Annotated in this window: 19 protein-coding genes; 8 read left to right on the forward strand and 11 right to left on the reverse strand. The window is 38.7% G+C overall.

What is annotated here, in order from left to right; all coding sequences use genetic code 11:
- Entirely contained in the window at positions 1-1,428 is a 1,428-nt protein-coding gene (gene dnaA / locus ABVM49_RS00005) for a chromosomal replication initiator protein DnaA (protein WP_035328159.1), read from the forward strand.
- 90 nt (positions 1,429-1,518) lie between these two features.
- Here dnaA and ABVM49_RS00010 read toward each other — a convergent pair whose 3' ends face one another.
- Complete coding sequence (locus tag ABVM49_RS00010; protein ID WP_405202505.1) at positions 1,519-2,982, reverse strand: glutamate synthase subunit beta; 1,464 nt, start codon at positions 2,980-2,982, stop codon at positions 1,519-1,521.
- A gap of 3 nt (positions 2,983-2,985) precedes the next feature.
- Positions 2,986-7,524 (reverse strand): glutamate synthase large subunit, encoded by a 4,539-nt coding sequence (gene gltB / locus ABVM49_RS00015; RefSeq protein WP_405202506.1) that lies wholly within the window; start codon positions 7,522-7,524, stop codon positions 2,986-2,988.
- A gap of 440 nt (positions 7,525-7,964) precedes the next feature.
- On the opposite strand from gltB, the gene ABVM49_RS00020 reads away from it, so the two are divergent.
- The 4 genes from ABVM49_RS00020 (at position 7,965) to ABVM49_RS00035 (ending at position 11,790) form a co-directional block, all read left to right on the forward strand.
- A complete protein-coding gene (locus tag ABVM49_RS00020) occupies positions 7,965-9,008 on the forward strand; it encodes a porin (RefSeq protein WP_405202507.1) in 1,044 nt (347 codons plus the stop codon).
- 24 nt (positions 9,009-9,032) lie between these two features.
- Entirely contained in the window at positions 9,033-10,337 is a 1,305-nt protein-coding gene (locus tag ABVM49_RS00025; protein WP_405202508.1) for an ammonium transporter, read from the forward strand.
- A gap of 147 nt (positions 10,338-10,484) precedes the next feature.
- Positions 10,485-10,943 (forward strand): low molecular weight protein-tyrosine-phosphatase, encoded by a 459-nt coding sequence (locus ABVM49_RS00030; RefSeq protein ID WP_405202510.1) that lies wholly within the window; start codon positions 10,485-10,487, stop codon positions 10,941-10,943.
- A gap of 121 nt (positions 10,944-11,064) precedes the next feature.
- Positions 11,065-11,790, forward strand: coding sequence for an SAM-dependent methyltransferase (locus ABVM49_RS00035; RefSeq protein WP_405202511.1), 726 nt, complete (start codon positions 11,065-11,067; stop codon positions 11,788-11,790).
- 1 nt (position 11,791) lies between these two features.
- On the opposite strand, the gene ABVM49_RS00040 is transcribed toward ABVM49_RS00035, so the two are convergent.
- From ABVM49_RS00040 to ABVM49_RS00070, 7 genes are all read right to left on the reverse strand, one after another.
- On the reverse strand, positions 11,792-12,034 hold the full coding sequence (locus tag ABVM49_RS00040; RefSeq protein ID WP_298354322.1) for a DUF3820 family protein: 243 nt from the start codon (positions 12,032-12,034) through the stop codon (positions 11,792-11,794).
- Positions 12,034-13,668 carry an amidohydrolase gene (locus ABVM49_RS00045; protein WP_405202512.1) on the reverse strand — a complete coding sequence of 545 codons (1,635 nt, stop codon included), beginning with the start codon at positions 13,666-13,668 and terminating at the stop codon, positions 12,034-12,036. The genes ABVM49_RS00040 and ABVM49_RS00045 overlap by 1 nt, the downstream gene beginning before the upstream one ends.
- A gap of 48 nt (positions 13,669-13,716) precedes the next feature.
- Complete coding sequence (locus tag ABVM49_RS00050) at positions 13,717-14,124, reverse strand: hypothetical protein (RefSeq protein ID WP_405202513.1); 408 nt, start codon at positions 14,122-14,124, stop codon at positions 13,717-13,719.
- Positions 14,125-14,328: 204 nt separating this feature from the next.
- Positions 14,329-14,769 (reverse strand): hypothetical protein, encoded by a 441-nt coding sequence (locus ABVM49_RS00055; protein ID WP_405202514.1) that lies wholly within the window; start codon positions 14,767-14,769, stop codon positions 14,329-14,331.
- An 11-nt stretch (positions 14,770-14,780) separates the two neighbouring features.
- On the reverse strand, positions 14,781-15,251 hold the full coding sequence (locus tag ABVM49_RS00060; RefSeq protein WP_405202515.1) for a hypothetical protein: 471 nt from the start codon (positions 15,249-15,251) through the stop codon (positions 14,781-14,783).
- A 67-nt stretch (positions 15,252-15,318) separates the two neighbouring features.
- Positions 15,319-17,097, reverse strand: coding sequence for a TonB-dependent receptor (locus tag ABVM49_RS00065; protein WP_405202516.1), 1,779 nt, complete (start codon positions 17,095-17,097; stop codon positions 15,319-15,321).
- Between the two features lie 64 nt (positions 17,098-17,161).
- Positions 17,162-20,182 (reverse strand): tetratricopeptide repeat protein, encoded by a 3,021-nt coding sequence (locus tag ABVM49_RS00070; RefSeq protein ID WP_405202517.1) that lies wholly within the window; start codon positions 20,180-20,182, stop codon positions 17,162-17,164.
- A 282-nt stretch (positions 20,183-20,464) separates the two neighbouring features.
- Here ABVM49_RS00070 and ABVM49_RS00075 point away from each other — a divergent pair, with 282 nt between their 5' ends.
- The 3 genes from ABVM49_RS00075 to ABVM49_RS00085 all read left to right on the forward strand — a co-directional run bounded on the left by ABVM49_RS00075 (position 20,465) and on the right by ABVM49_RS00085 (position 23,036).
- Positions 20,465-21,148 (forward strand): cell division ATP-binding protein FtsE, encoded by a 684-nt coding sequence (locus tag ABVM49_RS00075; protein ID WP_405203691.1) that lies wholly within the window; start codon positions 20,465-20,467, stop codon positions 21,146-21,148.
- A gap of 84 nt (positions 21,149-21,232) precedes the next feature.
- Positions 21,233-22,111: a glycosyltransferase family 2 protein gene (locus tag ABVM49_RS00080; RefSeq protein ID WP_405202518.1), complete on the forward strand. Its 879-nt coding sequence runs from the start codon at positions 21,233-21,235 to the stop codon at positions 22,109-22,111.
- A complete protein-coding gene (locus tag ABVM49_RS00085; RefSeq protein WP_405202519.1) occupies positions 22,104-23,036 on the forward strand; it encodes a glycosyltransferase family 2 protein in 933 nt (310 codons plus the stop codon). Before ABVM49_RS00080 ends, ABVM49_RS00085 begins: the two co-directional genes overlap by 8 nt.
- Here the strand turns inward: ABVM49_RS00085 and ABVM49_RS00090 are convergent.
- Positions 23,025-23,414, reverse strand: a complete 390-nt coding sequence (locus tag ABVM49_RS00090; protein ID WP_298354347.1) for an FdtA/QdtA family cupin domain-containing protein — start codon at positions 23,412-23,414, stop codon at positions 23,025-23,027. The two genes, ABVM49_RS00085 and ABVM49_RS00090, sit on opposite strands and share 12 nt — an antisense overlap.
- Positions 23,411-24,490, reverse strand: coding sequence for a glycosyltransferase (locus ABVM49_RS00095; protein ID WP_405202520.1), 1,080 nt, complete (start codon positions 24,488-24,490; stop codon positions 23,411-23,413). The genes ABVM49_RS00090 and ABVM49_RS00095 overlap by 4 nt, the downstream gene beginning before the upstream one ends.
- Between the last annotated feature and the right edge of the window lie 26 nt (positions 24,491-24,516).

Below are 24,516 nucleotides of genomic sequence, written 5' to 3' on the forward strand. Positions count from 1 at the left end.
ATGACTCTAACTGCGCAATCTGTATGGGATAACTGTCTCTCTTTTATAAAGGACAATATTACACCCCAGGCATACAAAACGTGGTTTGAACCGATTAAGGCGGTCAAACTCACAGATAACGCATTAAGTATTCAAGTACCTAGTAAATTCTTTTACGAGTGGCTTGAGGAACACTACGTAAAACTTCTTAAAGTTGCTCTTAATAAAGTACTAGGTGAAAACGCCAAACTGGTCTATGTGATCAAGATGGAAAATACCTACGGAAACAATCAACCTTTTACAGAAAGAATTCCTAGTGCAAATCGTAGCACTATGAAATCACAAGAAGTAGATGCTCCACTTAAAAATAAAAATCCAGAGCTTAAAAATCCTTTTGTAATTCCTGGAATAAGAAATTTACAAATAGAGTCACAGCTCAACCCTAACTATAATTTTGAAAACTTTTTAGAAGGAGACTCAAACCGTCTTGCAAGATCTGCAGGTATGGCCGTGGCAAATAAGCCAGGAGGAACTTCTTTTAATCCGCTTTTAATATTTGGAGGAGTAGGTTTAGGTAAAACACACCTTGCTCACGCAATAGGTGTACAGATAAAAGATAAGTATCCTGCAAAAACTGTCTTATACATTTCTGCAGAGAAGTTTACACAACAATATATAGAGTCTGTAAAAAAGAATAATAGAAATGACTTCATTCACTTCTATCAAGTTATAGACGTTCTTATTGTAGATGATATTCAACTACTAAGTGGTAAGGCAGGTACTCAAGATGTATTTTTCCATATTTTTAACCACCTACACCAAAACGGAAAACAGGTAATCCTTACCTCAGACAAGGCTCCTGTAGATATGCAAGATATAGAGCAACGTCTCTTATCACGTTTTAAATGGGGATTAAGTGCAGAGCTACAACACCCTAGTTTTGAAACACGCATCGCCATTATAAAGCAAAAGCTTTATCAAGATGGTGTTGAAATGCCAGAAGAGATTGTAGAGTTTCTTGCAAATAACATTAAAACTAATGTTCGCGAGCTAGAAGGTGCAATTATATCACTTATAGCACACTCATCTTTTAACAAGAAAGAGATCACTCTCGACCTTGCAAAAAAGATTGTAGACAACTATGTTAAACATACTAAGAGAGAAGTCTCTATAGATTATATCCAAAAGATTGTTTCAGATTACTTCCAGATGGATGTAGAAACGCTACAGTCTAAAACACGTAAAAGACATATCGTACAAGCGAGACAACTAGCAATGTTCTTTGCAAAGAAGCTCACCAAAGCTTCACTAGCAAGCATAGGTTCTCAGATAGGACAGCGCGACCACGCAACAGTTCTTCACGCTTGTAAAACGGTAGATAATCTAGCGAGTACAGATAAGCAGTTTAGAAAATATGTAGAAGACCTCGGTAAAAAACTTTCGGTTTAAAACCAGAATCATAAAATAGAAAAAGCCTCAAAATATATGTTTTGAGGCTTTTTTTTTACGCTTTCGCGAAAGCGTACTAACTACTATAAACTAGCGTCTAGGTAAATCGCTATCTTCATCCTTAAGGGGCAACTGTGAACTTCCCATCAAGTATGCATCTACGTGATGTGCAGCTTGCCTCCCTTCTGAGATTGCCCATACAATGAGTGACTGGCCACGGCGCATATCACCCGCGGTGAAAATGCCAGGTACATTTGTAGCATAAGAGGTTGCTTTTACGTTACCACGCATATCTGTATCTAAGTGTAGCTGGTCTATAAGTGTTTTTTCAGGTCCTGTAAAGCCTAGTGCAAGGAAAGTCATATCACAAGCCCACTCCTTTTCTGTTCCTGGTAATTCCTTAAGCTCACGCCTACCATTTTCATTTGTAATCCACTCTACTTCTGAGGTTATAAGCCCCGTGAGATTACCGCTCGCATCACCCACAAACTCCTTTGTAGAAATACTAAAAACTCTTTCTACCCCCTCCTTGTGAGAAGAACTTGTACGCAATCGCATAGGGTAATAAGGCCAAGGTTGCTCTGTAGGTCGCTCTATGGTAGGTCTATTAAGAATCTCAAAATTTGTAACCGTTTTTGCTCCTTGTCTATTACTAGTACCTATACAATCTGACCCCGTATCACCACCCCCTATAACAATCACGTTTTTATCTGTAGCTACAATGGTCTCATCCCACTCAGTTATACCATCTTGTCGCTCATTGTTTTGTTTTAAAAAGTCCATTGCTTGATAAACCCCTTTAAGATGCGCCCCTTTTATAGGTATAGACCTTCTTAAAGTAGCTCCACCGCAAAGCACTATAGCATCATACTCATTCTGCAATTTTTCTACACTTATAGTCTGGCCTACGTAAGTATTAGTTTTAAAAGTGATACCCTCGCCCTCGAGTACGGCAAGACGTCTGTCTATCACATTTTTTTCCATCTTAAAATCTGGAATCCCATACCTTAAAAGACCTCCTACTTTACTATCACGCTCAAATACGGTCACAGTGTGCCCAGCCCTATTAAGCTGCTGTGCAGCGGCTAGTCCAGAAGGGCCAGACCCTATCACTGCAACCGATTTGTGTGTACGCTTTTGCGGCGGTTGTGGGACAACCCACCCCTCGTCAAAAGCTCGTTCTACTATATTTTTTTCTATATTTTCTATACTTACGGGGTCTGCATTTATACCTAGAACGCACGCCTCTTCACAAGGTGCTGGACATAAACGCCCTGTAAATTCTGGAAAGTTATTTGTCGCGTGTAATATAGTTGCCGCTTCTTTCCACCTTCCTTTATAGACCGCATCATTAAAATCTGGAATGAGATTACCCAGCGGGCAACCCGAGTGACAAAACGGAATACCACAATCCATACAGCGGCCGCCTTGCTCTTTTAAATCTGCTTCTTCTAGCGGTACAGTAAACTCCTTATAATTTTTAACACGCTCTTCTGGCGCTATATATCCTTCGTCTTTGCGATCGTATTCTAAAAATCCTGTTACTTTCCCCATCTTCTAGTTTGCTAATGTTTTTTCTTCTTCTAATCTTATCAATGCCTTGCGGTACTCTTCTGGTAGCACTTTCGTGAAATTTTTAATCTCTGCATCCCAGTTTTCTAACAGTCGTTGAGCCAGTGGAGAGAGCGTGGCGTTGTAATGGTTTTCAACTAATTGCCTGAGCTCTTTCTTATCTTGATCTTCTTCAACTTTAAGGAAGTTAAGCCCTTCTGTGTTTGCTTTTCGCGAAAGCGTACTTGCCGTATCATACACGTAAGCAATACCGCCACTCATACCAGCACCAAAGTTTCTTCCCACCTCGCCTAATATGACTGCAATACCTCCTGTCATATACTCACAACCGTGATCACCTATACCCTCTACTACGGCTTTTGCTCCAGAGTTGCGTACACAAAAACGCTCTCCAGCTTTACCATTTATATATGCCTCACCAGCGGTAGCACCATAAAATGCTACATTACCTATAATGACATTATCTTCTGGTATGATGGTCGCCTCTACCGGAACCTTCACTATTACTTTGGCCCCAGAGAGACCTTTACCTATATAATCATTTGTGTTACCAGTAACTGCCAGTGTGAGTCCGTGCGTCGCAAAGGCTGCAAAACTCTGCCCTGCAGAACCCTCGAAGTTAATTTTTAAAGTGTTTTCTGGTAATCCATTCACACCGTAAATCTTAGATATCTCATTACTTAATATAGCTCCTACTGCTCTATCTTCATTTGTAATCTTAAAATCTAGTGTGGTTTTTTCTTTTCTAAAAAGTGCCGGGTGCGCCTGTGATATAATTTTAAAATCAAGCGCTTTCTCAAGGTCGTGATCTTGCTTTTCTACATTATGCAAAGGCTGCCCTTTTGAAGTATCTACCTTATGTAATATAGGGGTAAGGTCTAAGCCTAACGCTTTGTACTGCTCTATGGTGTTATTGCGATCCAGCTTTTGCACTTGACCTACCATTTCATCTACCGTTTTAAATCCAAGCTTTGCCATAATCTCTCGCAACTCCTGCGCTACGAAATACATAAAGTTTACTACGTGCTCTGGTTTTCCTTTAAAACGCTTACGTAGTTCTGGGTTTTGAGTAGCAATCCCTACTGGACAAGTGTTTAAATGACATACACGCATCATTATACATCCCGAGGCTACTAGCGGTGCTGTTGCAAAGCCAAACTCTTCGGCTCCTAATAAACAAGCAATTGCTACGTCTCGGCCTGTTTTGAGCTGGCCATCGCACTCAAGTCGTACACGCCCACGTAAATCATTCATCACAAGGGTTTGCTGTGCTTCTGCTAGACCTAGTTCCCAGGGTAAACCGGTATGTTTTAGCGAGGTAAGAGGTGTTGCTCCTGTACCTCCATCGTGTCCAGATATAAGTATTACATCTGCTTTTGCTTTTGCAACTCCAGCTGCTACAGTACCTACACCTACCTCAGACACTAGTTTCACATTAATTCGCGCTTCTCTATTTGCAGATTTGAGATCATAAATTAACTGCGATAGATCTTCTATAGAGTAAATGTCGTGATGTGGTGGTGGCGATATAAGCCCTACATATGGTGTAGAATTACGTGTTTTTGCAATTTCAGGATTCACCTTAGGTCCAGGTAACTGTCCGCCCTCACCAGGTTTTGCTCCTTGCGCCATTTTTATTTGTATCTCGGCAGCGTTTGTTAGGTAGTTTGAGGTTACCCCAAAACGCCCTGACGCCACTTGCTTTATGGCGCTGTTTTTCCAATCGCCATTTACGTCTTTATAAAAACGCTCTTGATTTTCTCCTCCCTCACCAGAGTTAGACTTACCATCTATACGGTTCATTGCTACAGCAAGTGTCTCGTGAGCTTCCTTACTAATAGAACCATATGACATTGCACCCGTTTTAAAACGCTTTACAATATCTGTCCACGGTTCTACCTCATCAATATCTATAGGATCATAATTTGTAAACTCAAATAGACCGCGTATGGTCATAAGCTGTTTGGCTTGATTATTTACACGATCTGCATACTCTTTATAAATAACAGGCTTATTGCTACGCACAGACTCTTGAAGCTTTGCAATGGTAAGCGGATTAAATAAATGCGCCTCTCCATCTCTTCTCCATCTATACTCACCACCTATCTCAAGAGGAAGATCTGCTGCGATATCTTTTGTATGATATGCTGTCTTATGTCGTTTACTTATCTCACCTTCTAACTGGTGTAGTCCTACACCTTCTATTCTCGTAACCGTGCGCGGGAAGTACTGATTTACTATCTTCTTACTGATACCTATACACTCAAAAAGTTGTGAGCTACGGTATGAGTTAAGGGTAGAGATACCTATTTTATTCATCACCTTGAGGACTCCTTTGCCTACTGCTTTATTAAAATTTTGTATTGCTTCTTCTACATCAACATTTGCAAGCTTTAAATCTTCTGGATGGTTTTCTATAATCTCATTAACCATATACGGGTTTATGGCACTAGCACCATATCCAAATAACAAAGCAAAGTGATGCACCTCTCTAGGCTCTGCAGACTCTATAATGAGGCTAAAACTGGATCTCTTTTTATTACCGCCTAGTCCATTATTTACATAAGAGCAAGCAAGTAATGCCGGTATAGGTGCAAGCTCTTGTGATGTATTTCTATCTGATAAGATAATGATGTTTGCACCTTCATCTAGCTGTTGAGAAACCTCCTGCAGTAAGTTTTCTAAAGCATCCTCCAGGCCATTGTGTCCTTTTTCTACCTTATATAAAATAGGCACAGAAACCACCTTAAAGCTCTCGTTATCTAAACTTTTGATTTTATCTAAATCTTGTTTTGAGATAACAGGGTTTTGAATTTTTAGCTTCTTACAATGCTCTCCGTTTATTTCAAAAATATTTGAGTCTGCACCCAGCGTGAGTGAGATATCCGTAATTAACTCCTCTCGTATACCATCTAGAGGTGGGTTTGTAACCTGCGCAAAGAGTTGCTTAAAGTAATTATAGATTAACTGTGGTCTCTCAGAAAGTGCCGCTATAGGAGCATCATTACCCATAGACCCTATAGGCTCTTTTGCCTTTGCAGCCATAGGTAATATAATCGTATTTATATCTTCTTGCGTGTACCCAAAGGTGAGTAAACGCTCCTTAAGTGGTGCTTCATTTAAAAATAAAGGGCACTCATTATAAGGTATATCTCTAAGATGAATAAGGTTATCATCCAGCCACTCTTGATATGGGTGACGTGTTGCAATCTCTTCTTTTATCTCCTCATCATTTATAATACGACCTTGCGCCATATCTACCAGAAACATTTTACCTGGCTCGAGACGACCGTGCATCTGTACATTTTGTGGTTCTATCTCCACCACTCCAATTTCTGAAGACATTATCACATAACCGTCTTTTGTGACAGAGTATCGAGAAGGTCTCAATCCATTACGGTCTAAAACGGCACCTATATAATTACCATCTGTAAATGGTATAGAGGCTGGACCATCCCAAGGCTCCATAAGGCAAGAGTTAAATTCATAAAATGCGCGCTTTGCCGGAGACATATCATCATTTTTCTCCCACGCTTCTGGCACGAGCATCATCATTACTTCTGGTAATGATCTACCCGTCATAAGTAAGAGCTCTACTACCATATCCATAGAGGCACTGTCTGACTTACCTGGTAATACAACTGGAAGTATTTTCTTTATCTCCTCACCAAAAAGTGCACTTTCCATAAGTTCCTCACGCGCATACATTCTGGTCACATTACCCCTTAAGGTATTAATCTCTCCATTGTGACACATATACCTAAAAGGTTGTGCCAGATCCCAAGTAGGAAATGTATTAGTAGAAAATCGCTGGTGTACAAGCGCAAGCCTTGTCACCACACGAGGATCCATAAGGTCTTTATAATATACCTTAATATGTTGGGGCATTAAAAGTCCTTTATATATAATGGTCTTAGTTGAGAAGCTAGGTAAGTAAAAGAATGAGCTTTCAGATAACTTTGAGTTGTAGATGGTATGCTCGGCGATTTTACGAGCTGTGAATAGCTTTAAGTTAAATTCAAACTCTGGTGTGGGTTTTTGTTGCGCTTTCGCGAAAGCGGAATTATCTCCCATACTCTCATAACTCACAAAAATTTGTTTTACAAAAGGCTCAGACACTTGAGCAATCTCACCCAGTATAGATTGATCTACCGGCACATCTCTCCAGCCCAAAATATTGATACCTTGATCTGTAAGGCTTTTTTCAAAAACCGAAATACAATATGCACGTTGATTTTCTTTACGAGGTAAGAAAACATTGCTCACGGCATACGTTCCTTCTTTTGGTAATGCAAAGTCACAAGTGGCTTGAAAATAGTCGTGAGGGATGTCTATTAATATACCTGCACCATCTCCTGTGCGACCATCTGCACTTACAGCTCCTCTGTGTTCAAGTTTTTCTAGTATCTCAAGTGCCTTATGAATAATGTCGTTAGACTTTACTCCTTTGAGGCTACATATAAATCCCGCACCGCACGCGTCGTGTTCAAACTCTCTTAAATATAATCCTTGATCTCTAAGCATAACTCCTTATTTATAGGGTAAAACCCTTTGTATTTATGCTCAAGATAAAAGTACTTATTGAAGTCTCAAAAAGTCACAATGATAATTGCGAGTATCACAATTTGCCCCCTTTAGAATTTTTAATTACATATTTTTTGTCTTGAAAAAATGCGAAATCCCAATCCTTAATATTTGTTAAAATTGCCGAAAACGTTATCGCTATTTCATTATTATTCTAAAAAATATGAATTATCATCAATCAAAAACGTTTTTTAATAGAAAAACACCAAATTAAATCAAATAGAAAATTCAATAAAAACATAGATTATTTAAGATACCCCTAATTTTTAGGGGGTCAATTTGAAATTATCATAAAAATTTACACATAACCCCCAAAAACTAATATGTTAATATTTTTTTAAGATACTTTTAACGCCAAATCAACTGAAAATAATATTTTTATGAAATCTATTTGCACACTTTTATTACTAACCATAAGCACAACATTTATGTTTGCTCAAGAAGAAACAGAAGACAAGAAAAAGTTTACCGTAGAAGGTAGTGTCGATGTCTATTTTAGACAAAATATTTCTGGACCCAATGGTGAAGATGCTATCGCTCCAAACACATCTTTTGCAAACCGAAATGGATTTGCAATAGGTATGGCAAATGTGATAGGCGCTTTTGAAAGTGAAAACGGAAAAGTAGGTGCCGTGGCAGATCTTGTTTTTGGACCACGTGGTGAGGAGGCTGTTTTCCTCTCTGGACCTTCATCTAACATTGTAAATCAACTTTACGTATACTGGAATGTATCAGAAAAAGTAAAACTTACACTAGGTAACTTTAATACCTTTCTAGGTTATGAGGTGATATCACCTACAGCAAACTTTAACTACTCTACCTCGTATATGTTTTCTTACGGTCCTTTTTCTCACACAGGTATTAAGGCAGACTTCACCCTCTCTGAAGATTTTAGTGCGATGCTAGCAGTACTTAACCAGACAGACGCTACAGAGTTTAACTTTGATAACAACTACACACTAGGAGCTCAATTAGGATATAAGAGTACATACCTCAACTTTTTATACGGTAAGCAAGGTGGTAGTACAGAAAGTACTTTTCAAGTAGACCTTACAACTGGGTATGACTTATCTGACGACTTTTTCTTAGGACTTAACGCAACTTATAATGATACAGATGGTGCTTCTTTTTATGGCGTAGCACTATACCCACAGTTCAAAACTTCTGACGCATTCACCTTAGGTTTACGTGGTGAGTACTTTGCAGAAGGTGAAGGTGGTGCTGGAGCAATAGGAGGTTATGACCTAGAAGGTGATGCCTCTGTAGTGGCAGTAACACTTACAGGTAGCTACAGCGTAGGAGATCTTACTATAAAACCAGAATTCCGTCTAGATAGCGCTAGTGAAGACACATTTTTAGACACAGATCAAGACCCTAGCAATTCTTTATCATCTTTTGTAATTGCCGGAATATATAAATTTTAATAAACTAACTACTCATTACTAATTATGTTACAACTGTTAAACTCAATAATGCCTAACCTCTTGTTAATACAAGACACTGTGAGCCCTGAAGATTTAGAAAATGCTATCTCAGGAATAAATGGAGATCTAGGAATGCTCTGGATGCTCTTATCTGGAATACTTGTATTCTTTATGCAAGCTGGTTTTACACTCGTAGAGTCTGGAATGACCAGATCAAAAAATGCTGTAAACATTGCTATGAAAAACCTACTAGACATCTGTGTAGGTTCTTTAACTTACTGGATTGTAGGATACTCACTTATGTATGGAGATACTTCTAACGGATGGTTTTTCTGGAGTGGTCTTTTTCAAGGTGAAGGTGCAGATCTTTTCTTCCAGACTATGTTTGCCGCAACTGCTGCAACTATCGTTTCTGGAGCGATTGCTGGTAGAACAAAATACTCTACCTATATCATATTCTCTTTAATAATGACAGCAGTTATCTACCCTATCTCTGGTGGATGGCAATGGCAAGGAGAAGGCTGGTTATCTAACTTAGGCTTCATAGACTTTGCTGGATCATCTATTGTACACTCTGTAGGTGGATGGGCTGCTTTAGTAGCTGCTATACTAGTAGGACCACGTATTGGAAAATTTGTTGATGGAAAAGTGTTGGAAATTCCAGGACATAACCAAGTACTTGCAACGCTAGGGGTATTTATCCTTTGGTTAGGATGGTTTGGTTTTAATGGTGGATCACAACTCGCTTGGGGTGGTGCAGATGCCATAGGAGCTTCAAATGTGGTATTAATTACAAACCTATCTGCCGCTGCAGGTGGACTTGGTGCCCTAATCACTACGTGGATCTGGTATGGAAAACCACACCTAGCACAAACGTTAAATGGTGCCTTAGCAGGTTTAGTAAGTATCACCGCAGGATGTGGTAATATGAGTGCAGGTGGTGCAGCCTTAGCTGGACTTATTGGGGGAATCTTAGTTGTTTTTTCTATAGAATTTATTGAGAAAAAACTTAAAATAGATGACGCAGTAGGTGCTGTTTCTGTACACGGTGTTGTAGGTGTATGGGGAACTGTTGTTATTGGTCTTTGGGGTATAGATGGAGACACAGGTATAGGTCTATTAAACGGTGGTGGCGCTAGCCAGCTAGGCGTTCAAGCACTAGGAGCTTTTGCTTATGCAGCTTGGTCAGTAGGACTATCATTTGTAATCCTATTTATACTCAAGAAAACTATCGGTTTACGTGTAAGTAAGGAGATAGAAGAGCTAGGACTAGATCTCGCAGAGCACGGTACTATTGCATACCCAGGAAAAAGAAATAGAGGTGAGTAACAAAATTCTCACTTACATTTAATACTAACTAACCTTAATCATAGAGCCTCGACTATATACAGTCGGGGCTTTTTGTTTTTATAAATTAAGGGTACGCTTTCGCGAAAGCGTATTTAAAATAATTATTTTCGCCTCAAAAGTTTACAGATGTCAAAAACAAACATCCTTATGGTGTGCCTGGGTAATATATGTAGATCTCCCCTAGCCGAAGGTATCTTACGTAATAAACTAGATAGTGAGCAATTTATAATAGACTCTGCCGGCACTGGTGACTGGCACGTAGGTAATGCTCCAGATGCTAGAAGCATAAAAGTAGCTAGAGATAATGGTATAGACATCTCACAGTTAAAAGGAAGGCAAATAGCAAGAAGCGATTTTAAAAAATTTGACCACATCTATGTGATGGATCAAAACAACCTAGAAGATGTACTAGCCCTTTCCAGTACAGATGAGGAGCGCCGAAAGGTTATAATGATTTTGGATACCGTTTTTCCCGGTGAGAAGGTAGATGTTCCAGATCCTTATAATGGTATGCAAGAAGATTTTGAAAGAGTTTATGAGATGCTAGACCAAGCCTGTGAAGAGATTGTAGCTCGCCTATACTAAAAAATGGTCTTTGTGAGCAGCAATAGAATATGCGCTTAAGGTTGCGCATCTAGGTAAAGCTATTTATATTGCGTCTATCACGATCAGCTCCCCAACCATATGACTGACCGTAGACTTATCTATGAGCACATTTACAACTACCGGAAAATTATATCTCATACCTACTACTCTAGGTGAAACAAACGCTCTAGAGGTGATGCCTATCTCAGTAAAGAAAGTGGTAGAGCTTATAGATACATATATAGTAGAAAATGAAAAAACGGCACGCCGCTCTATTAAGGCTATCTCGCCTAGCAAGTCACAGCCGTCACTCACGCTATTTCAACTCAATAAATACACAGACGTATCTGAGATACCTTCATACCTAGAGCCTTGTTTACAAGGTGAGTCTGTAGGTTTACTCTCTGAGGCTGGCGTTCCTGGGGTTGCAGATCCCGGTGCAGAAGTGGTGAAAATAGCCCATCAAAAAGGAATACAAGTTATACCTCTAGTAGGGCCGTCTTCTATACTTATGGCAATGATGAGTAGTGGTATGAATGGACAAAACTTTGCCTTTAACGGCTACCTTCCCATTGATCAAAAAGAGCGCAAACAAGAGCTTAAAAGACTAGAACGTCTCTCATTTGAGCACAACCAGACGCAACTCTTTATAGAGACACCGTATCGTAATAATAAAATGCTAGAAGATATTTGTGCTACAGTACACCCAGATACACAAGTTTGTATAGCCTGTGATATCACCTTACCTACAGAGTATATTATCACAAAAAGTGCTTCTTTCTGGAAATCTAATGCGCCAGACCTACATAAAAGACCTGCTATTTTTATAATACACAAAGGGTTTTAAGCTAGCTCAAGTTAATAGGCTTAGGGAAACCGCGCTGTATTTTACGCACCATAGGCTCTAGTCCATTAACTTTTATTTCCATCATTTCTTGTAGCAACCTACCTAGCTTCCCTTCTGGAAAGCCTTGTTGCCTAAACCATACGTAATACGACTCAGGCAGGTCTACCAGGTATTTACCCTTATATTTCCCAAAAGGCATTCTGTAATGAGCAAGCTCAATGAGGTGATCTTGTTGTGACTTCATTATAGCTTGTTGTAAACGTTCTCGCCGTTTACGTATGTTGCACCCACTTCAAGATTAGGTATTGCATCTTCATCTACGGTCATAATATCTTGATCCATAATGATAAAGTCTGCAAACTTACCTGACTCGATACTTCCTTTTTCTGCTTCTTCAAAGTTTGAGTAGGCTGCCCATATAGTCATTCCTTTTAAGGTTTCTTCTCTAGACAATGCATTTTCCATCTGGTAGCCTCCTTCTGGATATTGTTTTAAATCTTTACGAGCCACTGCTGCATAAAATGTGTAGAAAGGTGACACCTGCTCTACCGGAAAATCTGTTCCTAAAATAACAAGCCCAGATTGTTTAAGTAGGTCTTTATAAGCATAAGCGCCTTTTATACGCTCTGCTCCTACTCTATCTTCTGCCCAGTACATATCACTTGTGGCGTGTGTTGGCTGTACAGAAGGTAAAATTTTATCACTAAAAACATCAAAATCTTCTGTAGACACTACTTGAGCGTGCTCTACCTTCCAGCGAGGATCTTTTTTTGAAGTAAGAACCTTATCGTATGCTCGCAGTACAACCACGTTTGCACTATCACCTATGGCGTGCGTATTCATCTGGAAGTCTGCAGCAGCGATGCGCTCTGCAAGTTCATTAATTTCATCTACTGGTGTTACCATTGCCCCAAAGTGACCTTTTTTATCACTATATGACTCTCGCATCGCAGCACCTCTAGATCCTAAAGCACCATCACCATACACCTTTACAGAACGCACATTAAGACGATCTGTTTTAATCTTACCAGAGCTTAAGTAGTAATCTAGGTTTTCTTTATTGTTAGACAACATCGCGTAGATGCGCATTTTTAAGTCTCCCTGCTGTTGCAAGCTGTCTATAAGCTCTACTATATCTTTATTAAGACCCGCATCATTTACCGTAGTAAGCCCGTAAGAAAAGCAAAGTTCTTGCGCCTCTAGTAATACTTGAGCGTTTTCGGCAACGCTGGCTTGTGGCATTACGGCATCTACAAGCGTTTGTGGGTTATCTATAAGTACTCCAGTCACTTTACCATCTACCAGCACAATCTCTCCACCACTTACCTTTGTGATGTTATCTATTTTTGCGAGATCAAGCGCTTTCTGATTTACAAGATATGCGTGACCATCTACACGCTCTAGTACCACTGGTGTATCTGGAAAAAGAGCATCTAGCTTATCTTTAGTAGGAAATTCTTTTACTGCCCAGTCGTTTTGATCCCAACCTCTTCCTCGTATAACGGTTGCTTCTGGATTTGCTTTGGCAAAAGCGGTTACCTTTTCTATAACCTCATCATAACTTTCGGTACCTACGAGGTCTGCAATTTGTAAGTTCTGACCCAGTCCATAAAAGTGACAGTGCCCGTCTATAAGGCCTGGCAAAACGGTTTTGCCTGTAGCGTCTATAGTTTCGGTGGCTTGATATTGTGCTGTTATATCTGCTGTAGTTCCTACGGCAATAAACTTTCCATCTTTTACGGCAAAGGATTCCGCTTTCGCGAAAGCGTCATTAACCGTATACACATTTGCATTTGTGACAATAAGGTCTGCCTCCTGCTTGTTATCGCAAGAAATGAAAAGACTAAGAACTGATAAAGAAAATAAAAGTTTACGCATCAAAATATGGTTTAAAGCATAAAAATACGAAAGAGAAGTTATAAGTGATTACCTAAGATTATTAATTTGTAAATCTACTTGAGCATCTTGAGGAAACCTATAATTAGGGTGTAGTTGCACATCTATATCATAGGTGATACCATATAAGGCAAGCACGGCATCTACCCGATTTTTTTTACGTTTTGCCTCGCGAGATTTTAGTACGTACATATTGTACATCCCTATTGCTTGTGATAAAATCTTAAGAGCAATTCCAAAAATTATAAATGGAATGAGATATAGTTTAAGGCCGTGCATATTTGAAGGCTGTAGTGTGCTGTTAAGATCAATTATGTAAACTATAGAATAAGCAGCCAAACAAGTAACTCCCACACCTAGCAAGCCAAATATTATGGTATAGCTGTAGTTCCACCATTTATCTTTTATAGCGTGTTCATAAACAACGTTTACTTCCATAAGTTGGTTCTTAAATTTTGTAGAAAAGAGCTTTTTGAGCAGGTACGATTAAAGGCTGGTTTTCGCTTTGTAAGATTGCAAATAGAACCTTCTTTTAGGTTTTTACACTGGTGGTTACAGAGCTCGCAGTGCCAAGTGTTATTCAAAAGAAAAAAGGTTTTGCACTAATGTACAAAACCTCTTTTTTTTAGTTTCGATTTTTTTCTAAAAATCTATGCGTAACCTCAACTCTGGTGATTGTGTTACAGTGAGGTCTCCACCTGTAGCATTAAAATTACTTATGCTATAATCTGGGCAACACCCTGAAGAATTTTGTGTTTGTACTGTTGCATTTATTGTCACATCAAAAACGCCTTCTTGAACGATGGTAGCCACCTCTGGAAAAACATATATGACAAGCTCTCCATCTTGAAAAACGTAACCTTGGTTATATGAAAGCTCTAAGTCATTTTGTACGGTAACAGCAAAGCCATCTGGAGCTTCTCCATCTGTATCTGTGTATAATTGCTCCCCAGTTTCGGCATCAAAAAAGGTTATTACCATCGCTGGACCTGGCGCACAGAGTACGTTTGCACAATCTAGATTATCTGAGTCGCAAGTAACTAGTGACAAACTTAATATTATTAGAAGAAGTAGCTTTTTCATACCTAAGTGTTTTATAAGAATATTTTATATATGAGATCTCCATCGCTATCATCTACGCTAGTCACATTTGTAAATGATACGTCTGTATAGTTATTTACATTACAACATTCTCCCTCTATAAATGTCACATTAAATGATAAGGTAGTCTCAAAGCCATCTGGCACGGCTATACGAAGCATCACATTATTACGACTTTCAAAAAAAGTATTAAGCGCTATTTGTGCAGTTTCAAACTCTTGAGAGATACCTGTAAAGAATACAAAATCTTCATTAGTTTCTAGATCTGTTATAACTACATCTTCAAGATTATAAGTGCCGTTAAAAAACACATCTTCTTCTGTCTCACTATCTAAAAATTGCAATAGTAAATTACCAGAGGCACAATCTACAAGACTACAATCTGAAAGACTTTCAGAATCTAAATCAGAACTGCAAGAAACAGTAGCTATAAACAAGGCAACAATGCCTAACATTCTTTTCATTATATAGGGTTTACATAAAGGATGCAGGTACTACAGAAAGGTTGCTTTGTGATGGGTGTTATTTTTACTAAAAATCAAACTTATAAGTAGCACCTACCATACCTTGAAGTCCTTGCACTTCATAATTAAGCCACTTCTGGTAGTTACTATCTAGTATGTTATTAACTCTGGCAAAGGCAGATAGACGATTATTAAAGCGATAACCCACGTGCGCATTTACATCAAAATAGCTCTCTAAAGTTTCTATAGAACTAGGCGTTAATATATCTACCGGGTCTTGACTAAATACAAGATCTTGACGCTCTCCTGTAAAAAATACGTTCACTCCAGCAAACCATTGCTCTGTAATTTGATAATCTGCAAATAATGACGCTTGTAGATCTGGAAGGTTCCAAGCCTCTGTTTGTGTATCTGTGGCATATGAGTTAAACTGCCCGTTGAGCTTCATTTTAAAATTTGCATTTACATCAAAATTAAGCTCTGCAAAAACACCTAATGTATTAACATCATCATAGACGATACCAAAGGAGTTTCCGTTCTCATAGCCATTTTGCCCAAAGTTGTTACCGCTCTGCGAGTAAGGGTTATGCTGGTATAGCGCCTTCCCACTCTCTGATGCATAGCTAGCACGTAAGTTATAACTCAGGGCTTCAGAGAGTTTTCCTTTCATACCTAAAAATCCATCATATTGCTTATTTGTAGGAGCTACTATAAGTGTAGGTGATATAAAAGGGTTTTCTTGAGCAAAGTCGTGGTAATTATTTTGTATAAGACCTCCTTCAAGTCCTCCATAAGCAATAAAGTAATCGCCCGCTACTCTATAAGATGCAGCGATTTTTGGGTAAATAAAGAAGTCTGTCTCACTATTTTCTGTATCAAGAGATACAACACCTTCTACCCCTAACTTTACCTCTAAGTCATCTCTTAGAATTACTAGACTTGGGTTAATACCTGCGTTTAAAAAGCTATAGTTAATCTCTGTCCCAGTTGTACCAAAGCTATTTGCAAAAGAACCACTCAGGTAGTCTACAGACAGCTTTGTTGTAATTAACTCACCAGCGATAGGAAACTCAACCGTAGGTGCTACCACAGCCCTAAGCTCTGTACTCTCTAGGTCATCTCCAAAATAACGCACCATTCCCGTGGCCTCCTTAAAGAAAGAATCTTTAAGACTTATAGAACCATTAAGACCAGCTGTGAGATACGAATGTGTTACATCAAAATCTTCTGTAAATAAAGGACCATCTGCTGGGCCTTGCAATTCCTTAAGTTCCTCCGGTATACCATACCAGTTATACACTTGATGCTTTGCATCTAGATCTGCACGCCAAGTAAGATCACGCTCTCTTGCTCCATAATTGAGATTGAGACGACTATCGTAAAAGAAATCGTCTACCACAGTACCATCTATACCTCCTTGTGAAGAGTTATGATTTAAAAATACTCCAAAATCTTCTGTACGGCTTATTTGAAAATTGCTGTAAAACTCTGCTAGTACAGATGTAAAACTTCCAAAACCTAAGGTTGCATAGTTATCATATAACTTTTCTTTTTTTGCTTTTTTTACAACAGCCGCCTTACCTTTTGCTGGTGTAAACGTACTCGCTACAGGTACAGAAAAGATACTGTAAGTCACTTTTTTCTTTGCTGTGGTAATGGAGTCATTAAGCTGCGGCGTAGCCTTTACCTTAAAAGCGTCGCGTATGGTAGGCGTGTATGCCTTTACCACATTTACCACTTCTGTACCTATAGTAGACTCCTCTTCTTGAGCGTAACTTACTTGCACAGCTAGAAGTGCTATCACAGCAACTATAAGTTTATATGATGTATGAAATGAACTATTCATAAAATGTTTTTTACTTTTTACGTTGTTAGACTAACGTGTTTAAATATATATTGTACTACTACTATTATCCTTTCTCTACAGAAGCATTTGTTCTTGCCTCTGCCTCTTTTATAATAGCAAGTTGCGTTTGTGCTTCTTCTACCGTTTCTGGATAATCTGCAAAGTTTGTGATTACACTCTCAAGTATATAAGTAGCTTGATAAGCATCACCTAGCGCATAAAAGTTTTTTGCCATAAGCACAAGACCCTTTGCTCCATACTCTTTGTAACCACTATAATCTTTTGCTAGTTTTTGAACAGCAACGTTAGACGCTTCATAGCTTGTTGCTTTATTTTTAAAATAAGCATCATAATATAAAGCCTCTGCCGCTAGAGAACCTGTTGCAATTTTTTGCACCTCTGCATAGGCTGTTTTTGCTCTTACCTCATCTCCTGTTTTTATAGAAGAACGTGCAATGATAATTTGAGCATCACTTTTTACTGTGTTGTCTATTTTTGAGTTTGCTAGCACTTTTGTAGCATAGATTACCGCTTGATTATAATCATCGCCCTCATAGTATGATTTCATAAGGTTAGATTGTGCAAAAATGATGTTTTGCGGGAAGTCTGCTTCTGTTTCTAGTCGTTGTAATACTGGGATGGCTTCTACATAATTTTCGGCAGTAAGGTATACTTGTCCCAGTCTTGCCAGTGCCTGCTCTGTAAACTCACTACGCTCTTTATCTATTACAAACTTGTAGTGTGGTATGGTTTGTTGGTATTCCGCTTTCGCGAAAGCGATCTGACCCACATAAAAATGAGCTTGTAACGCGTGCTGACCATTAGGATAATTAGTAAGGTACTCCTCAAAGAGTCGTGATGCCTGGTTTATATTATTTTCTACATACTGCTTCTCTGCAGAGGCATATGCAGCATCATCTAGTTCTGCATCTTCAACATCTATAAAATCTAGCGTGCTCACCCACTGGCCGTACTCATCTACACGACCTAGGTCTATATAAATAAGCTTTGCAGTAGTCACTGCTTGTAGTGCTGCTGGCGTACCGGGATAATCTGCCGCAACACCACGTAGTATACGCAACGCCTCATCTGAGTTGTTGTTATTATCAAGAATAAGTGCTTTTTTGAGCAGTGCTTTTGACACGTATGAGCTACCCGGTAGATCCCTTACAAGCTTATCATAAGCCGCAATGGCCTGGTCATTATTATTTTGTGAGACATACATATTACCTAGCTCGTATAAAGCGTCATCACGATAGGTAGACCTAGGGAACTTAGTTGCAAAACTTTTAAGACCCGCTATCTTGTCACTATTCTTTTTTATAAAACCGTAGCTCATAGACTTCTGAAAAGTCGCATAATCTTGATCTGTCTCATTAAGAGCAATCGCACTATTATATGCCTCTAGCGCTGGCCAGTACTTACTGCTTATAAAGCGACTATCTCCCAGACGAAGAAAGGCGTCGTTAAGTCGTGTTCTATCTTGTACATTTCCTTTTGTATAATTTTCAAAATAGTTGGCTGCTTGCTCATAATTTTTATCAGAAAAATATGCGTAGGCTAGGTTGTAGTTTATATCACCATATTCTGGAGTACTGGCAGCATTACTACTTCCTAAAAATTGTTTATACCCTATGATGGCTTCCTTAAAATCATTTGCAATATAATCGCTCTCTGCTTTCCAGTAGGTTGCTCTTGTAACGTATAATGGATCTTGTGGTTCTTTAAGCGACTTTGTAAAGGCAGCGCTAGCCTCTGGAAATTTTCCTTCGTTATATAAATCAAGCCCATATAAGAAGGCTACCTTCTGGTAAGCTGTCTTATTATCAAAGCTGTTATTGCTCTCAAGTAATTGCATTGCCTCCTTATAGTTTTTTGAAGTGATGTAAGAATCTATAAGTAATGACTCTAGCTCGCTTTTTGCCGGAGATTTTGGATACGCCTCCATATAATCTGCTATAACAGTAGGTGTAGGCTTATATGCATTACCTATCTCATAGCTAAGCTTTGCATAATTGAGACCACTGTCTTCTTTTATAGTCTCATTATAGTCCATCTCACTCGCATTTTTAAATGCGTTAAGTGCCTCTTGTTTTTTATCAAGCTTTATGTACGATTGTGCAAGGTGATAGTAAGCATTTTGTGCAACGCTGTTATTACCGTCTATGATTTTATTAAACTCATTTACAGCGCTTGCATAATCTCCTTGCTTATAATAAGCATATCCTAGCTGGTAGTAATCTGTATTATTCCACTTACCGCGTTTACCTTTATACTCTTTAAGATATGGTAATGCCTCGCTATATTTATTCTGGTTAAAGTAACTCTCACCTATTATTTTGTTAAGCTCAGACTTCTCTTTTGGGTTTGCATTTGCGAGCTGAGATTTACCCTCTGTGATGGCTTGATCAAATTTTCCTAGTTTAAAATTAAGGTCTGCTTTAAAATAGGCAAGGTCTTCATTATAAGCCCCTCCACTCTCAGCTTCTACCTCATCAAAAAGTTCATTTGCCTGCTCATAGTCATCTCCTTCATATGCCATAAAACCGATATAATACTTAGCCTGTGCTCCGTATTTTTGAGAATCGCGCACACGATTTAAGTATTTTTTTGCTTCGTCAAAACGCTTACTCTTAAAATAAGCATACCCATTATTAAAGTAAAAAGTCTCCTTCTCTCCCTCTGTGAGTGTTGACTCATCTACACGATCATACCATTTACGTGCATAAGCAAACTTGCCATTTTCAAAATAATACTGTGCTACGTCTAGGAAAGCACTATTGCGTTTTGTACTTGTAGGGTACTCTGTCACAAAAGCCAGCATCAAGTTATCTGCTCCTTGCTGGTTGAGTCTCACAGCGGCATTTGCAATATAATAAGCACAGTCACCTTTTACCGTTGTATCATCAGTCTTTGCTTTTACCTCTTCAAAAAGTGTTTGAGATGCTAGGTACTGCTTGCTATTGTATAACGACAGTGCCTTATTAAACTGAGCGAGGTCATTTGTATAAATTGCAGATTGTTGCCCTACCGCAATACTGGTGTATAAAAATAATGCAACAAGTACATACTTGATTTTATGCATAGTTATGAGTTGTTTTATTGATGTTATGTGGGAAGAATTACGCTTTCGCGAAAGCGTAAAAACGCTCTTTTCTAACCTCTTCAAAGTTATCTTTCTTACAGTAAGATAACGACCTAAATCTTTGTTAATTATGTGAAGTTGTAAAAAGGGTTTTTAACAATCTTGTTTAATTAATACAAATAGCACTGAGCATCATATACCTGAGATACTTAAAGAAATTTTTAAAAGGTCATAAAACACTTTCATCTAAATTCCGTTACTTTGAAACTCAGACCAAAACTTATGTCACAACCCGTACTTCAATTATCACACGCCGCAATTTACCAACGAGAAAACCTCATTCTCTCTGAAGTAAATGTCACCATAGAGCCAGGTGACTTTGTGTACCTCATAGGTAAAACAGGGTCTGGAAAAAGTAGTTTTATGAAAACGCTTTACGGTGACCTTCCGCTCACAGAGGGTAAAGGAAACATAGTGGGCGTAGACCTTAACGGACTTAAAGAAAAGAATATTCCTTTCTTACGTCGTAAACTGGGCGTTGTTTTTCAAGATTTTAAATTGCTGAATGACCGTACGGTAATAGAAAATTTAAAATTTGTGCTCAAGGCTACCGGCTGGAAAGATAAAACAGCTATGGAGGCAAAAATAGATGCCGTTCTCGATAAAGTAGGGATGAAAAGTAAAGGCTTTAAATATCCTTACCAGCTATCTGGAGGTGAGCAGCAACGTATCGCCATTGCCCGTGCTTTGCTTAATGACCCAGAACTTATTCTGGCAGATGAGCCTACAGGTAACTTAGATCCACAAACGAGTGTAGAGGTTATGGAAGTATTGCAGGAGATTAATAAAAACGGCAATACCATCCTTATGGCAACACACGACTATGCACTTTTACTTAAATACCCTTCTAAGACATTAAAATGTGACGGCAACAAGGTTTTTGAAGTTGTACAAAAGACTGTATAATCCTTTTACCAAGACAAGCTGCCGACTACCGTTTTTATAAGCGTAGGTATACATCATCTTAATATTGTATTTTCGTTTGCAGGTATGCTTTCCATTCTTATCCCGACATATAATACAGACATCACTGCACTTGTCACATCGCTTCTTGATCAGACACGAGAGGCAGGAGTAGTCTATGAACTTATTTTTTGTGAGGATGCCTCAACCATATACCAAGAGCAAAATAGTGCACTCACCGCACAACCCTACGTTCAAGCACTCATAAATAAAACCAACCTAGGAAGAACAGCCACGCGGTCAAAGCTTGCCAAAAACGCAAAGTATGACTGGCTTCTCTTTCTTGATGCAGATGTTCTCATTGAGAACAAGCAATTTATCAAAAACTACCTAGCAGCATTACAAAGTGACAACTCTATCATAGTAGGGGGTACTTCATATGTAGACATACCACCAAAAAACAAAGAGCTACGCTGGAAGTACGGTATAAAACGAGAGTCAAAAAATCCCGAAATACGAATGAAAAACCCATCGTATATTATCTCTCAAAATATACTTGTAAAAAAAGAAGTGTTCTTTAGTCTAAACATTGTAGAGAGCAGGCGCTACGGACTTGACAATATATTCTCTTACCAGATTTATCATCAAAAAATTACTGTTTTACACATAGATAATCCTATTGTACATACGGGTCTTGAAGAGAATTTGATATTTCTAGACAAGTCACTACAGGCTATTGACACGCTCATACATTATGAGCGTAGCGGGAGTGTAAGCAGAGACTTCACATCACTACAACAAGCGTATCAAAAATTAAAAAAACTCCGTCTAGACTTTGTATATACTACAATTTTTAGCCTCTTTAAATTAGGCATACAAAACAACATCGTGAGTAATAGACCTTCGTTATTTCTGTTTGACTTATTCAGGCTCAACTACTACATAAAAAGTCGAAAAAATGTCTAAATTCTCTGTGGTCATTACGGTATATAACAAAGCCCCTTTTGTAAAGGAGACCATAGAGAGTGTACTAAAGCAAAGCATTCAAGACTTTGAAATTATAGTAGTAAACGATGGCTCTACAGATGGTAGTGATGCTGTCATAAAATCCATAGCCTCAGAAAAAATTACATATCTCCCGCTTGCAGAAAATGTAGGAGCAGGTGCTGCACGCAACATAGGCATAAAATCTGCCAGAGGATCGTTTATCGCACTGCTAGATGGTGATGATTTATGGGCTCCCTCCTACTTAGCGGAAATCACAGCTCTTATTAATGTATATCCCGAGCACTATGTATTTGCAACAGCCGTGCTTAAGGAATATAAAAACGCAACAAGACCTAACAGTTATAGCTTTGACAATCCAGACAACAAACCTTTTCTAGACCTTGATTACTTTACAAGCAGTTATAAAAACACACTTCTTACAAGCAGCTCAACAGTTTTTCACCGTTCTGTATGTGAGGATGTAGGCTATTTTAATGAAAAGATAAAAAGCGGTCAAGATACCGACTTGTGGATACGCATAGGTTTACAATACAGAATAGCCTTTAGCACAAAAGCGTGTGCAACCTATCGCTATGCGCCACAAAGCCTTTATAAAGGAACTCGCTCGGTAAAAGATAGACCAGACTATCTAGCATATTTAGAAGAAGAAAAAACAAACAAAGGACTCAAAAGATTCATAGATCTCAATAGGTACTCGCTCATCATAAGAGCGCGACTTTGGGGTCAAGAGAAAGAAGTAAACACTTATCTAGAGCATCTTGATATAAATAACCTTAATAATAAACAACGGTTTTTATTAAGTCTACCCACCTACGCCTTACGTCTTGCTTTTAAGAGTCAAAGCTTGCTTGAAAGGGCTGGACTCAAACTCTCAGCTTTTTAGGGATTTGTAATTCTCATAGTTACGTATATAGTCATCTTCATCATACTCGTGAGATGCCAGCACGAGACATACTGCTCCAGAAGAAAAGTTTTCTAACTCTCGCCAGATATTTACATCAATAAGCAAGCCTTGATTAGGCTTATTAAGCATTACACGCTCCTTTTCTTTTCCATTATCAAGCACTACTTCAAAACTCCCACTTACAGCAATGAGCAACTCCTTACACTCCTTATGAGCGTGACCTCCTCTATATGCTCCACTAGGCACATCGTGTAGATAATACACACGCTTAATAGCATAAGGTAACACCTCTTTTTCTATCACAGCTAGATTGCCTCTGGGGTCTGTAATTCTTGGTATTTCTATCAGGTTTTTCATAAGCTATCTAGTAATTTTTTCCAGTCTAGAGCGATGTGTTCTGCGGCTAGATGTTTTACACTTTTTTGCGCATTTTTTTGACATCTACTGGCAAGCTCGCCATCTAGCACAAATGTACGAATGGCGGTACTTAAAGCCACCTCATCATAATTTGCTACTAGCATACCGTTTATACCGTTTTGCACAATCTCTCTTGGTCCTGAGTCACAATCTACACTTATAACTGGAGTGCCTAGTGCTAGTGACTCTACGAGTACCATTGGGAAGCCTTCGTAGTGACTAGTGAGTAAGGTGCACAAGGCTCGCTCCACTACAGGTGCAGGATTAGATTGATGCCCTATAAAGATAACTTTATCATTTATTCCCAGAGATTTTGAGAGTGTTGCTAGCTTTTTGGCATCTGGACCATCTCCCATAATCACTAGAGGTAGTTTTAAGTTCGCTTTTGCGAAAGCGGAAATCATCAAACTAAAGTTCTTCACATCATCTACCAGTCGTCCATACCCTAAAAGATACGTCTCTGGAAGGCTTACATTGCTCTCTCCAAAAGTCATTTTTGGGATAGGATTATACACCTGGTGAATATGCTTAAATCCGTATCTCGCTTTAATTCTTGCAGCAATACTTTTTGAAACTCCTACAAAATGACTCTTACCATAAAACCATTTTGCAAGCATATCTGGTGCTGGAAAATATGTTTCTAATCGAGCACTTCGCACCATATAAAGTACGCTTTGGGCTTTATAAATATACTTGGTGTATACCCACTCTTTTAAGGCAGAAGATCGAGACCTGCTATCTATAATAAGATCAAACTGCTCATTATGTAAATAATTCTTTAATCTTTTGAGGTGCTTATACTTTGTTACTAGGCCGTCCTCCTCACGCTTATCTGCTCCTAGATTAAATAATGTTCCTTCATAGGGATAAGAAACTCCATCTCTTATACAGATGATATGTACCGTATGCCCAAGACCTGTGAGTACCTGTGATAAAAATGCCGTAGACCGCTCTGCTCCACCACCAGATAAGGAGATGGTAACAAGTGCAATTTTTTTATGAGTATCTTTCGGCAACAGAAGGAGTTTTTTGTTTACCAAAT

The organism is Dokdonia sp. LLG6352-1 (assembly GCF_045055815.1).
GTDB lineage: Bacteria > Bacteroidota > Bacteroidia > Flavobacteriales > Flavobacteriaceae > Dokdonia > Dokdonia donghaensis.